Origin of the sequence: Nocardioides sp. (genome assembly GCF_031397825.1) — a bacterium.
GTDB lineage: Bacteria > Actinomycetota > Actinomycetes > Propionibacteriales > Nocardioidaceae > Nocardioides.
The window spans coordinates 44,821-56,980 of sequence record NZ_JANNML010000133.1 but is presented as its reverse complement, the minus strand read 5'-3'; the positions used below and the strand labels follow the sequence as shown (position 1 = coordinate 56,980).

14 protein-coding genes are annotated in these 12,160 nt (G+C 71.5%); 10 read left to right on the top strand and 4 right to left on the bottom strand.

Going from position 1 to position 12,160, the window contains the following annotated elements:
* The first annotated feature begins 582 nt into the window (after positions 1 to 582).
* From RMN98_RS11940 to RMN98_RS11930, 3 genes are read left to right on the top strand one after another with little or no spacing between them, the layout of a single operon-like run.
* The gene (locus RMN98_RS11940) at positions 583 to 1,035 is read left to right on the top strand and encodes a hypothetical protein (protein WP_309649038.1); all 453 of its coding nucleotides are present in this window, start codon (positions 583 to 585) and stop codon (positions 1,033 to 1,035) included.
* On the top strand, positions 1,032 to 2,459 hold the full coding sequence (gene purB / locus RMN98_RS11935; RefSeq protein WP_397209458.1) for an adenylosuccinate lyase: 1,428 nt from the start codon (positions 1,032 to 1,034) through the stop codon (positions 2,457 to 2,459). Before RMN98_RS11940 ends, purB begins: the two co-directional genes overlap by 4 nt.
* A 34-nt stretch (positions 2,460 to 2,493) precedes the next feature.
* Positions 2,494 to 2,781 (top strand): DUF1330 domain-containing protein, encoded by a 288-nt coding sequence (locus RMN98_RS11930; RefSeq protein ID WP_309649036.1) that lies wholly within the window; start codon positions 2,494 to 2,496, stop codon positions 2,779 to 2,781.
* Here the strand turns inward: RMN98_RS11930 and RMN98_RS11925 are convergent.
* Positions 2,778 to 2,945 carry a hypothetical protein gene (locus RMN98_RS11925; protein ID WP_309649035.1) on the bottom strand — a complete coding sequence of 56 codons (168 nt, stop codon included), beginning with the start codon at positions 2,943 to 2,945 and terminating at the stop codon, positions 2,778 to 2,780. The two genes, RMN98_RS11930 and RMN98_RS11925, sit on opposite strands and share 4 nt — an antisense overlap.
* 18 nt (positions 2,946 to 2,963) lie before the next feature.
* Entirely contained in the window at positions 2,964 to 3,236 is a 273-nt protein-coding gene (locus tag RMN98_RS11920) for a hypothetical protein (protein WP_309649034.1), read from the bottom strand.
* Between the two features lie 303 nt (positions 3,237 to 3,539).
* Between RMN98_RS11920 and RMN98_RS11915 the strand changes: the two genes are divergently transcribed.
* A complete protein-coding gene (locus tag RMN98_RS11915) occupies positions 3,540 to 4,130 on the top strand; it encodes an antibiotic biosynthesis monooxygenase (RefSeq protein WP_309649033.1) in 591 nt (196 codons plus the stop codon).
* Between the two features lie 16 nt (positions 4,131 to 4,146).
* On the opposite strand, the gene RMN98_RS11910 is transcribed toward RMN98_RS11915, so the two are convergent.
* Entirely contained in the window at positions 4,147 to 4,764 is a 618-nt protein-coding gene (locus RMN98_RS11910; protein WP_309649032.1) for a hypothetical protein, read from the bottom strand.
* Positions 4,765 to 4,836: 72 nt separating this feature from the next.
* Here RMN98_RS11910 and RMN98_RS11905 point away from each other — a divergent pair, with 72 nt between their 5' ends.
* Together RMN98_RS11905 and RMN98_RS11900 are read left to right on the top strand one after the other, a co-directional pair.
* On the top strand, positions 4,837 to 5,721 hold the full coding sequence (locus RMN98_RS11905) for a phosphoribosylaminoimidazolesuccinocarboxamide synthase (RefSeq protein WP_309649031.1): 885 nt from the start codon (positions 4,837 to 4,839) through the stop codon (positions 5,719 to 5,721).
* Entirely contained in the window at positions 5,721 to 6,131 is a 411-nt protein-coding gene (locus RMN98_RS11900) for an SRPBCC family protein (RefSeq protein WP_309649030.1), read from the top strand. The genes RMN98_RS11905 and RMN98_RS11900 overlap by 1 nt, the downstream gene beginning before the upstream one ends.
* Before the next feature lie 44 nt (positions 6,132 to 6,175).
* On the opposite strand, the gene RMN98_RS11895 is transcribed toward RMN98_RS11900, so the two are convergent.
* Positions 6,176 to 6,655 (bottom strand): MarR family transcriptional regulator, encoded by a 480-nt coding sequence (locus tag RMN98_RS11895; RefSeq protein ID WP_309649029.1) that lies wholly within the window; start codon positions 6,653 to 6,655, stop codon positions 6,176 to 6,178.
* Between the two features lie 23 nt (positions 6,656 to 6,678).
* Here RMN98_RS11895 and RMN98_RS11890 point away from each other — a divergent pair, with 23 nt between their 5' ends.
* The 4 genes from RMN98_RS11890 (at position 6,679) to RMN98_RS11875 (ending at position 12,102) form a co-directional block, all read left to right on the top strand.
* Entirely contained in the window at positions 6,679 to 8,760 is a 2,082-nt protein-coding gene (locus RMN98_RS11890) for an MMPL family transporter (protein WP_309649028.1), read from the top strand.
* Between the two features lie 46 nt (positions 8,761 to 8,806).
* Positions 8,807 to 10,384 (top strand): long-chain fatty acid--CoA ligase, encoded by a 1,578-nt coding sequence (locus RMN98_RS11885; protein WP_309649027.1) that lies wholly within the window; start codon positions 8,807 to 8,809, stop codon positions 10,382 to 10,384.
* Positions 10,381 to 10,569 (top strand): hypothetical protein, encoded by a 189-nt coding sequence (locus RMN98_RS11880; RefSeq protein ID WP_309649026.1) that lies wholly within the window; start codon positions 10,381 to 10,383, stop codon positions 10,567 to 10,569. Before RMN98_RS11885 ends, RMN98_RS11880 begins: the two co-directional genes overlap by 4 nt.
* A 99-nt stretch (positions 10,570 to 10,668) precedes the next feature.
* Positions 10,669 to 12,102, top strand: a complete 1,434-nt coding sequence (locus RMN98_RS11875) for a hypothetical protein (protein WP_309649025.1) — start codon at positions 10,669 to 10,671, stop codon at positions 12,100 to 12,102.
* Positions 12,103 to 12,160: the final 58 nt, after the last annotated feature.

Sequence of the window (12,160 nt, the reverse complement as noted above, 5' to 3'; positions counted from 1 at the left end):
GCCGATGCTCGTGCGGCGGCCTACGTCGGCGTGGCCGACGTGACGTTCGACGGCGCCCAGCACCGGACGGACATCGCTGCGGGCATCTGACGTGGGCGGGCAGTTGCCTGCCACGGAGACGGCTCCGCCGCGCTAGTGAGAGGGGGCCGCGTGGCCCCTTCTCGGTAGTGCTCGGGAGGGGTGCCTGTTCGGTCGTGCGGGGGCCTGGTTGAGGGTGCCCGGCGTTGGAGGGACATTGCTGTGGGCATCTGGTGTGGGCGACCGGCCGCCGCTCAGGGAGGCGGCTTCGCGTCGCTTGTGAGAGGGGGCCGCGTGGCCCCTTCTCACTAGTTCTTCGGACGGTTGTGCTCGGTCGTCCACAGACCGTGGTCGGCAGGGTGGAAGGTGTCCTCGTCCGCTGCCTACCGTGCCTCGATGCAGGTAGATGACACGGGCCACCGTCGGCTGCTCAGTGCGCGAGCAGCGTGCGAGCGACTCCGTGCCATCGGGCTGAGTCGGCGGCACGCCCAGCGGGTGCTGGACTCCGGACTAGCGGGTCCACCGACGCGACTGCCCTCGGCCACGCTCTACAACGCCACGCGGGTGGACGCCCTCCTGACCTGGCCGACCCTCGAGGAGGCGGCGATCGATGCAGCCTGCCCCTGGGGGCTGTTCGTCGGGCGCCGACAGCCAGATCGCCCCATGACCTCAGACGGGCAGTGGGACCGGGCGGGGGTCGGATGGGACATGCCGGCGATCACCGGCGCGTGGATACGCATCTGCATCGATCGGCACGGCTTCCTGCCCTTGGTCCAGACCGTGGGCGGTTTCGTCGCCCTGGGTGCCGACATCGTCGACGTCCGAGTCGTGACCCACGGCGACAGCGGACTGCAGCATCGCGAGCGAAGGCTGCTGCTGCGCGAGCCGGGCGCGTGGTTCGACGCGCTGCGGCACCGACGACTGGTCACCGGCGCGGGTCCGCCGTACCTGATCCGCGGCTGGCACCCCACGGCCGGCGGAGGTCCCGGCTGGGGCGTGGGACAATGCGGCCCGTGACCGCACCCCACGTCCCCAACGTTCTCGCCACCCGCTACGCCGGGGCCGACCTCGCGCAGATCTGGTCGCCGGAGCACAAGATCGTGCTCGAGCGCCAGCTCTGGATCGCCGTCCTCCGTGCCCAGCGCGACCTCGGCATCGACGTGCCCGACGGGGTGATCGAGGCCTATGAGGACGTCGTGTCCAAGGTCGACCTCGACTCCATCGCCGCCCGCGAGCGGATCACCCGCCACGACGTGAAGGCGCGCATCGAGGAGTTCTCCGCGCTCGCCGGCCACGAGCACATCCACAAGGGCATGACCTCGCGCGACCTGACGGAGAACGTCGAGCAGCTCCAGCTCAAGGAGTCCCTCGAGCTGCTGCGCGACCGCGCGGTCGCCGCGCTGGTCCGCCTCGCGCGGCTGGCCGCCGAGCACGAGACCACGGTCATGGCCGGCCGTTCGCACAACGTGGCCGCCCAGGCGACCACCCTCGGCAAGCGCTTCGCCACCGTCGCCGACGAGATGCTGATCGGTGTCGAGCGCATCGAGGACCTGCTGCGTCGCTACCCGCTGCGGGGCATCAAGGGCCCGATGGGCACGGCCCAGGACATGCTCGACCTGCTCGACGGCGACGAGTCCAAGCTGGCCGCGCTCGAGGAGGGCGTGGCCCGGCACCTCGGCTTCGAGCGCGTGCTGACCTCGGTCGGCCAGGTCTACCCCCGCTCGCTGGACTTCGACGTGCTCTCCGCGGTCGTGCAGCTCGTGGCCGGCCCGTCCAACCTCGCCACGACGATCCGCCTGATGGCCGGCAACGAGATCGTCACCGAGGGCTTCAAGGAGGGCCAGGTCGGCTCCTCCGCGATGCCGCACAAGATGAACACCCGCTCCTGCGAGCGCGTCAACGGCCTGGCCGTCGTCACCCGCGGATACCTCTCGATGGTGGGCGAGCTCGCCGGTGACCAGTGGAACGAGGGCGACGTCTCCTGCTCCGTCGTACGCCGGGTGGCGCTGCCCGACGCGTTCTTCGCCGCCGACGGGCTCTTCCAGACCTTCCTCACCGTGCTCGATGAGTTCGGTGCGTTCCCAGCGGTGATCCAGCGCGAGCTCGACCGCTACCTGCCGTTCCTCTCCACGACCAAGGTGCTGATGGCGGCCGTGCGCAACGGGGTCGGCCGCGAGACCGCCCACGAGGCCATCAAGGAGGCGGCGGTCGGCACCGCGCTGGCGATGCGCCAGGGCCAGGCCGCCAACGACGTCTTCGCCAAGCTGGCCGCCGACGCGCGCCTCGGGCTGACGGCCGCGCAGCTGGAGTCGCTGGTGGCCGACCCGATCACCTTCACCGGCGCCGCGGTGCACCAGACCCAGGTCGTCTGCCGCCGCGTCGCCGAGCTCGCCGAGCGCTACCCGGTCGGTGCCGCCTACACGCCAGGCGCCATCCTCTAGGCCTTCGCGGTCGTGCGGCTGGCAGCATGTGGGCATGACTGCCTACTGGATCAGCCTCTACCGGGAGATCACCGACGAGACGAGGCTCGCGGCCTACGCCCAGCTCGCCGGCCCGGCGCTGACGGGCGCCGGCGGCACGTTCCTGGCCCGGGGGATGCCCGAACAGACCTACGAGGCCGGCGAGGCCACCCGCTCGGTGCTCATCGAGTTCGACTCCGTCGACGCCGCCCGCGCGGCCCACGACAGCCCGGCCTACCAGGAGGCGCTGGCCGCCCTCGACGGTGGCGCGGTGCGTGACCTGCGGATCGTGCCCGGGATCTAAGGCTCGCCCTCGATCGGCTCGCTGTCGAAGGCCGGACGCATGCGGAGGTCGTCGGCAGGGTCGGTCGGGGCGCAGCACGCCTGCCGCACGGCTCCGTGCCTGCGTGACAGGAGCGTCAGACCCATCACGACCAGCACGAAGCCACCGAGGACCGCGATCGCCACCACGTCTGCGTCCCGGGCCTAGGAGTAGCGGTGGCTCTTGGCCGCGTGGCCCTGCTCGCGCGTGCAGGTCTTGCCGCCCATGTTGCGGTGGCCGCAGAGCTCCTCGGAGCCTGACGGCGCCGCAGCGGCGGCCTTGGTGGACGCCCGCTTGGCGGGAGCCTTCTTCGCGGTGCCGGCCGGGGTCTCCGTCGGTGCGACCGGTGGCCGATCGGCCTTCTTGGCGGGCGCCGCGGCCCGGGCTGCTGCGTATCGGGCCTCGCGCATCGCGCGCAGGCCGTCCATCTTGCTCATCGTCCACTCACGTCGCAGACCATAGTCGCCCGCGCCGACAACCCCGACGGTAGTCGTCACTACTGCAGTGACGTGACATGGTGAGGCCGGTTCGACCCAGGACAGGGGTCGCGAGGCGAGCAGACGGAGCGGTCTGCCGCCCGCCGATGGACGACCTGATCCACGAGTCGGTGTGCTGGGCCGCCTGACGCGTCGGGACCCCCTTGCGTCCCGGGCCGGTGCGACCGGATGTGGCCAGACGCACAGCCCGAGGCGGCCCCGCCGGTTTGCCGCCCGGACGACCGAGCGACGACCATCGCAGGCATGACGTCTCCGGTCACCGTGTCGATCACCCGCCACCTCGAAGCGGGCCACGAGGCCGAGATGGTCAGCTGGCTGTCGGCCGGCATGGCCCTGGCGGAGCGTTTCCCGGGCTTCCTGGGCGGCGGGTGGGTGCGACCCGATGTCGACTCCGAGACCTGGCACATGCTCTACCGCTTCGCCGACCACGACGCCCTGCTGCACTGGGAGCAGTCGCCCCAGCGCGCCTGGTGGCGCTCGTCGGCCTCGGGCCTCGGCGTGGTCGAGTCACGGATGGAGAAGCGCACCGGCATCGAGGGCTGGTTCGACCAGCCGACCGCGAGCGACGTCAGCGACCTGCGACCTGCCTCCGTGGCTCCTCCGCGGTGGAAGCAGGCCTGCGTGATCTTCCTGATCTTCTTCCCGCTGAGCCTGCTGGTGAACTGGCTGGGCTCGGCCCTGCTGCCCGACCTGCTGCTGGCGTTGCGGGTGCTGCTCTCGGTGCTGGTGATGACCCCGGTGATGACCTACGTGGCGCTGCCGTGGATCACCCGCCGCATGGAGTGGTGGCTGCACGGACGCCCGGCGCCCTGGCGTCGTACGCCGACGGCCTGAACCGCTGCCCAGGCGATCAGACGCGGGCGTCCCCGCCCCAGTTGGCGAGCTTGGTCGCCACCGTGTGCAGGTCGGCGCGCCACACGTCCTCGGGGCCGGGAGGCAGGATGTCGTCCCACTCGAGCGCGCTGGAGCCGAGGACGTGGGTGAGGCGCGCGGTGCGCGCGAAGAACCAGACGTGCAGGTGTGCGCCGCCGTCGCCCCAGCGGTCGACGTGGACGCGACCGATCTCGGGGAGGTTCTCCATGATCCGCACCAGGCGGTTGGAGATGCGGCCGAGCTGGGAGGCCAGCTCGTCGTCGAGATCGCCGAAGTCGAGGTGCTCGCGGGTGTGTAGCGTGAGCACGAGCGGCAGGCCCGAGGGCTTGCCCCCATGGGTGAGGACCCAGAACTCGTCCTCCCACACGACCCGCTCCGGGTCCGGCGAGGTGCAGGCGCCGCAGGGCTTGTCGTCGCTGTCGCCGAAGCGGACGGGCTCGTCGCTCGGCGGCTGGAGGACCTTCGGCGCGAAGGAGCCGTCGACGACCTCCCACGGGAAGATGTCCCAGTCGCCGACCGGCGGCATGGGCAGGCGACCGTCGGTCCCGACGGCGGCGACGACTCGGGCGTAGACCTCTTCGGCAGACTCCGGCATGACCCAACTGTGCCACTGCCGCTCGCGGACTCCGGACGCGGCCCGGCAGGACCGCACCCCTAGGCTGGGTGCGTGGCCGACCTGAACATCCCCGAGGCGCCGGTCATCCCGGGCGCCACCCCCCTGCACTCGGGCATGGTGCGCGACCTCTCCGTCCTCGTGTCCGGCGACCTGCTCATGGTCGCCAGCGACCGGATCTCGATCTTCGACTTCGTCCTCGACTCGACGATCCCCGACAAGGGCGAGATCCTCACGCGCATGTCGCTGTGGTGGTTCGACCAGCTCTCCGGGGTCGTCGCCAACCACGTGCTCTCCGCTGACGTCCCCGACGTCGTGCGCGGTCGGGCCGTCGTCTGCCGCAAGCTCGACATGTATCCCGTCGAGTGCGTGGCCCGCGGCTACCTCACCGGCACCGGGCTGCTGGACTACCGCGCGACGGGCGAGGTCTGCGGCGTCGCGCTGCCGTCGGGCCTCGAGGACGGCAGCCGTCTCGACGCGGCGATCTTCACGCCCGCGACCAAGGCCGCGCTGGGCGACCACGACGAGAACGTGTCCTACAGCGCCGTGGTGGCCGAGGTGGGCGCGCCGGTCGCCGAACGGCTGCGCGACCTCACCCTCGAGGTCTATGCCCGGGCCGAGTCGATCGCCCGTGAGCGGGGCATCATCCTGGCCGACACCAAGCTCGAGTTCGGCGCCGATCACGACGGAGCGATGGTGCTCGGCGACGAGGTCCTCACGCCCGACTCGTCGCGCTTCTGGCCGGCCGACCAGTGGCAGCCGGGTCGCACCCAGCCGTCGTACGACAAGCAGATCGTGCGCAACTGGGCGCTCTCGCCGGACTCCGGCTGGGACAAGGCGTCCGGGGCCGCGCCGCCGCCTCTGCCGCTCGAGGTCGTCGAGCGCACCCGCGCCCGCTACGTCGAGGCCTACGAGCTGCTGACCGGAGAGAGGTTCTGATGCACTTCCCCGTGAGCCCGGAGATCGCCTTCGACTACCTCGCCGACCCGGTCAACCGCCCGGAGTGGCAGTCCAGCCTCAAGGCGGTCGAGGGCATCGACGGCCCGGTCGGCGTCGGGCAGAGCTGGACCGACGTCACGGTGCCGGGCCTGCGGCCGCTGATGGAGACGACCGAGCTCGACCGCCCGCGGCGGTGGACCGAGCGTGGTACCTGGCGGATGGTGACCGCCGAGCTCACCCTGGAGTTCGCGCCGGCGCCGGGCGGCTGCGAGGTCGGCGTGCGGATGCACCTCGAGGCGACCGGCCTGCTGCGCCCCGTGGGTCCGGTGCTGACGCGGCTCTCGCCCTTGGCGGTGCGCTCCGACCTGAAGCGGGCCGCGGCGATCCTGGCGAAGCGTCACCCCGCCTGAGGTCTGGCCCAGCGGTCATCTCGCCGGTCATCTCGCCGGTCACCTCACTCCGAGCCGATCGACTCCCGCGCCGCCCGGGTGGCCGCGACGACCTCCTCGAGGAACGCCGCGATGGTGTCGAGGTCCTCGTCGCTGCGCGCCGAGACGACCGGGGCGAGGTGGGCGGCCAGCCGGCCGAACATCGCGCCTCCGACCTCCAGGGCGTGCTCGGTGATCTCCACGACGACCGAGCGGCGGTCGGTGGGGTGGGGGGCGCGCACGACGTGGCCGAGCCTCTCCAGGCGGTCGAGCATCGCCGACGTCGCGGGAGCGCTGAGCTGGAGCGCGGCGCTGATCTGCCCGGGTGTCGGGTGCTCCCCGGCCTGGCCGCGGTCCATGACGAGGGCCAGGCCGGCCAGGTCGGTGCGGTGCATCTCGGCCTCGCGGCCGGCCGCCCCGACGTAGAGCTCCGACTCGTTGGCGAAGCCGCGCAGGCTGCGGACGACCCGCAATGCCGGCGGTGACCTCGGGTTGTCCTCGTGCATCCCCGCAGCCTACTCTTTCCAGCGTGGAAATATTCACTGAGCGAAATAAACCCGCCCGTCGCGCCCTGCTGGGGCGCTGGGTCAGCCGTGTCGTGGTGCTGGTCGCCATCGTCTTCTCCGGGATGATGCTGGGCTCCGGCATCGAGCCGGAGCAGATCGACAACGGCACCGCCAACCTGCCGACCGACGCGGAGTCGGCGCAGGCGGCGCGGCTCCAGGAGTCGCTCGGCACCGCGGAGTTCACTCCCGCGATCGTGGTCTTCGACCGAAGCGGGGAGATGCTCACCGCCGAGGACAGGCGCGCCGTGGCGACCAAGGTGGAGGAGCTCACCTCCCTCGCTGCCCCCGGCCAGCAGGTCTTCCCGGTCTTCGCGGAGGACGGCGCAGCCGCCTTCATCGGGGTTCCGCTCGCCACCGACACGCCCGAGGAGGAGCTCGAGGAGCCGATCACGGCGATCCGCGACCTCTCCGCGCAGGACCTGCCCGACGGGCTCGAGGTGAGCACCACCGGTGGCCCGGCCTTCGTCGTCGACCTCTCGAAGGTCTTCGACGGGGCCGACGTGCGGCTGCTCATCACGACCGCGGGCGTCGTGGCCCTGCTCCTGCTGATCACCTACCGCAGTCCCTGGCTGTGGCTGGTGCCGCTCTCGGTGGTCGGCGTGGCCGACCAGGTCGCCGCCGCCATGGTCGCCGTGGGCACCAAGGTCCTCCCGTTCGCCACCGACGGCGCATCGGTCGGCATCACGTCGGTCCTCGTCTTCGGTGCCGGCACCAACTACGCCCTGCTCCTCATCGCGCGCTACCGCGAGGAGCTGCGGCAGGTGGAGAACCGCTACGCCGCCATGCGGATCGCCCTGAGCCAGGCAGCGCCGGCGATCCTCGCAAGCTCCGGGACCGTCGTGCTGGCCCTGCTGTGCCTGGGCTTCGCCGACAACCCCACGAGCCGCAACATCGGCTTCGGCGGTGCCATCGGGATCGTCGTCGCCGTCGTCTACGCGCTCGTCGTGCTGCCGGCCGCCATGACGCTCTTCGGGCGCCGCCTCTTCTGGCCGTTCGTGCCGCAGGTCGGCCAGCCCGAGCCCACCGAGACCGGTGTCTGGTCGAAGGTCGCGGCCACGGTGACCAGGCGCCCCGTGCTCGTCTCCGTCGTCGGCCTGCTGGCCCTCGTCGTGCTCGCGCTGCCGCTGACCGGGGTCAGGACCGGGCTGTCGCAGACCGAGCAGTTCCGCGCGACGCCCGAGTCGGTGACGGGTCAGGAGGTCCTGGCCGAGCACTTCCCCGCCGGCTCCTCGCAGCCCACCTCGGTCCTGACCTCCAGCGCCGACGCCGACGACGTACGACGGGTGGTCGCCGACGTCGACGGGGTCCAGCAGGTCGACGACGGCGGGAGCGAGGGCGGCACCTCGGTGCTGACCGTGGTGCTCACCGCCGACCCGGCCTCCGACGCGGCCTTCGCCACCGTCGAGGGGATCCGGGAGGCTGTGCAGGGCGTGGACCCCGACGCGTTGGTGGGCGGTCCGGACGCGGAGTCGCTGGACGCCCGTGACGCGGCGTCGCGCGACCAGGCGCTGATCATCCCGATGATCCTGGTGGTCGTCCTGCTGGTGCTGCTCGCGCTGCTGCGCTCGATCGTCGCGGCGGTGCTGCTCGTGGCGACGGTGGTGGCGACGTTCGCGGCCAGCCTGGGTGCGAGCTGGTGGGCGTTCACCCACTGGTTCGACTTCCCGGCCCTCGACCTCAGCGTGCCACTGCTGAGCTTCCTGTTCCTCGTGGCGCTCGGGGTCGACTACAACATCTTCCTCACCACGCGGGCCAAGGAGGAGGCCGAGGAGCACGACACCACGCGCGCCATCTCGATCGCGCTCGCCGTGACCGGCGGGGTCATCACCAGCGCCGGCATCTTGCTGGCGGCGGTCTTCACCGTGCTCGGGGTGCTGCCCCTGATCACGCTCACGCAGATCGGCGTCATCGTCGGCTTCGGCGTCCTGCTCGACACGCTGCTGGTGCGCAGCGTGCTCGTCCCGGCGCTCGTCGCGCTGCTGGGACGGCGCTTCTGGTGGCCCGGTCACCTCTCGCGGAGCGATCACCCCGTGACGCGCTCATGAGCGGTCAGTAGGTTGTCAGCACCCACGACGATGTGACGGAGGACTCGTGTCGGACACGACGTACAACCTGGCCAGCCTGCTCGAGAAGAGCGCGGAGAAGTACCCCGACCGCGAGGCGATCGTCCTCGGGGACACGCGGATGACCTACGCGCAGGTGAACGGAGCCGCCAACATGGTGGCCAACCTGTTGGTCTCCCGCGGGATCGAGCACGGCGACAAGGTGGCGCTGAGCTGCGCCAACCTGCCCTACTTCACGATCATCTACTACGGGATCCTGAAGGCCGGCGCGTCCGTCGTGCCGCTCAACGTGCTCCTGAAGGGTCGCGAGGTGGCCTACCACCTCGGCGACGCCGAGGCGAAGGCCTACTTCTGCTTCGAGGGCACCGCCGAGCTGCCGATCGGCACCGAGGGCTTCGCGGGCTTCAACGAGGCGGAGGGCTGCGAGCAGTTCTTCGTGGTCACCGTCGACCCGGCAGCGGCCTCCCCGATCGAGGGCGCCGAGACCCTGGGCCAGGCCATGTCGGGCCAGGCGCCGACCTTCGAGACCGTCGCCACCGACGAGGACGACACCGCGGTCATCCTCTACACCTCCGGCACCACGGGTCAGCCCAAGGGCGCCGAGCTGCGCCACCGCAACATGCGCGACAACGCGCTCGCTGGCGCGGACCTCTTCGGCGCGAGCGAGGACAACCCCGACACGGCCCTGTGCGTGCTGCCGCTCTTCCACTCCTTCGGCCAGACCGTCGTGCAGAACGGCACCTTCGCCTTCGGCGGCACGGTCGTCATGCTGCCGCGCTTCGAGGCCGATGCCGCGCTGAAGACCATGGCCAAGGAGAAGGTCACCTTCTTCGCCGGCGTGCCCACGATGTACTGGGGACTGCTCGGCGCCCTCGACGACTCCGGCGTCGACGTCAAGGAGCTCGCGGCCAACCTGCGCGTCGCCGCGGCCGGCGGCTCCGCGCTCCCGGTCGAGGTGCACAAGGAGTTCGAGAAGCGGTTCGGCGTCACGATCCTCGAGGGCTACGGCCTCTCGGAGACCAGCCCCGTCGCGTCGTTCTCCCCGCACGGCCAAGACGTGCGCGTCGGCTCGATCGGCCTGCCGATACCCGGCGTCGAGATGAAGCTCCTCCAGGCGGACAGCTGGGACGAGGTCGACGGCTCCGACAACCCCGACGCGGTCGGCGAGATCGCGATCAAGGGCCACAACATCATGAAGGGCTACTACAACCGCCCCGAGGCCACCGAGGAGTCGATCCAGGACGGCTGGTTCCGCTCGGGCGACCTCGGCCGCAAGGACGCGGACGGGTGGTACTACATCGTCGACCGGTCCAAGGACATGATCATCCGCGGCGGCTACAACGTCTACCCGCGCGAGATCGAGGAGGTCCTGCTGACCCACCCCGACGTCTCGCTGGCCGCCGTCATCGGCGTGCCCCACGAGAGCCACGGCGAGGAGATCAAGGCCGTGGTCATCCTCAACAAGGGCGCGACCGTGACCGAGGACGAGCTCATCGCCTGGGGCAAGGAGCAGATGGCGACCTACAAGTACCCCCGCCAGGTGCAGTTCGTCGACGACCTGCCCATGACCGCGACGGGCAAGATCCTCAAGCGCGAGCTGTCGTGAGGACCGTCGGCCTGGCCGTGGCCGGGCTGATGGTGCTCGTCGGGGCGCTGTGGACGCTGCAGGGCCTCGACTACATCGGCGGCAGCGCCATGTCCGGCGAGCGGACCTGGTCGGTCATCGGGCCGATCGTCGCCGGCCTCGGCGTGGCCCTCGGCATCGTGCTGCTGCAGAACCGCCGCTCCTAGCGGCACCGATCCTCCGACGCCCCGCCGGGCCTTCCCGGCGGGGCGTCGCTGCGCCACAATGCCGACACGGGACCACGCCCGCGACGCTAGAGGTGGCCGATGGAGCTGCACGAGAGCCTGGCCGAGCTGGTCGCGGCCGTCGGGCCGCAGGTGCTGGACGACGCCGACGGTCTCCGGGCCGCGCTCGACGACTACCTCGACGAGGGGGCGGCCAGCACCGGTGACATCAACCTGCTGGTCGACGCCGTCCGGCTCGGTGCCTACGCCTGGATGATGAGCACCATCGCCAGCGGCGGCGAGGGGGCCAAGGCGGTCGAGGCCGCCGGTGTGATCCTGGCCCGCGACCGGGGCAGCCGCGACCTCGACACGGCCCGCTGGGCCTGCGCGGTGCTCGGCTTCGCGGTCGGCAAGGTCGGTGACGCCGACGTGCGTCGCTACCGCACCCGCACCATGGAGGTGCCGCTCCCGCAGGCGCCCGAGGAACCGCAGCCGAGCCCGCCCGCCCCCGTCGTGGAGCTTGTGGTGGAGCCCGTCGTGGAGCCCGTGGTGGCCCCGGACGTCTCCACGGCACCGGCGCAGCCGGCACTCGCCCCGGTCACGGAGGCTGCGGACGCCGTGGTCATCGCCCCGGGTCCACCGCCACCACCACCGCCGCCACCACCGCCACCAGGGCCGGCCCGCACGCGACGTCGTCGTACGCCGGTCCTCGCGGTGGTCGTCGTCCTCGCCCTCGTGGGTGGGGGCCTGGCGGCCTGGCGGGTCCTCGGGGGCGACGACGACCCGGAGCGGACGGCCGTCGCGGTGGACCAGGAGCAGTCCCGCACGCCCGAGCCGAGCGAGGATCCCAGCGACGATCCCAGCGAGGATCCCAGCGACGATCCCAGCGACGATCCGACGTCCGAGCCCGAGCCGCTGCCCTTCGAGGTCGACGCCGCCTTCGTCAACCAGCCGTGCACGGGCGAGGTGATCGTGATGCTGGCGACCGCGGGGGTGGCGGACAACTACGCCGCCAAGCTCGGCAACGCGGTCGAGGGCGTGCCCGACGCCCAGGTGCTGCGGGCCTCCGACTCGTGCGCCGCCTTCCAGCGCACGCACCCGGAGTCGGGCCAGCCGATCTACAACGCCTACCTCGGGCCCTACGCGACGGTGCCCGAGGCGTGCCAGGCGATCGAGGGGCTCGACAGCGCCACGGCCTGGGTGCGCGAGCTGGCCAACCCCTCGCAGGAGCGCGAGCTGTGCTTCTGCGAGTCCTCGGTCGACGCGCTGCCGACGATCGGCCGCGACTCCGACCTGACGTCGCTGGCGGTGCGACGGTTGATCGGGCAGGTGCAGTGGGGGCTCTACCTCTTCGGGCTGATCCCCAAGGAGGGCGTCTTCCAGAGCTATGGCCAGCGGACGCCCGACTTCGTCACGGCCCTGGAGGACTTCCAGTCCCAGGTGCTCGTCGATCCCGACGGCGTGATCGCCCAGGAGACCTGGGAGCGGCTGCTCGACGAGTTCTGTGAGACCGAGGTCTACGACGTCGAACGCTGAAAAGTAGGATGGGCGTGCCCGCGCACCCCACCAGGTGCCGCCCTCACCGCAGGAGCCT

Coding starts and splice junctions, on each gene's coding strand:
- RMN98_RS11930 (WP_309649036.1), top strand. CDS start 2,494: ATGACTGCCTACTGGATCAGCCTCTACCGGGAGATCACCGACGAGACG.
- RMN98_RS11920 (WP_309649034.1), bottom strand. CDS start 3,236: ATGAGCAAGATGGACGGCCTGCGCGCGATGCGCGAGGCCCGATACGCA.
- RMN98_RS11915 (WP_309649033.1), top strand. CDS start 3,540: ATGACGTCTCCGGTCACCGTGTCGATCACCCGCCACCTCGAAGCGGGC.
- RMN98_RS11910 (WP_309649032.1), bottom strand. CDS start 4,764: ATGCCGGAGTCTGCCGAAGAGGTCTACGCCCGAGTCGTCGCCGCCGTC.
- RMN98_RS11900 (WP_309649030.1), top strand. CDS start 5,721: ATGCACTTCCCCGTGAGCCCGGAGATCGCCTTCGACTACCTCGCCGAC.
- RMN98_RS11895 (WP_309649029.1), bottom strand. CDS start 6,655: ATGCACGAGGACAACCCGAGGTCACCGCCGGCATTGCGGGTCGTCCGC.
- RMN98_RS11875 (WP_309649025.1), top strand. CDS start 10,669: ATGGAGCTGCACGAGAGCCTGGCCGAGCTGGTCGCGGCCGTCGGGCCG.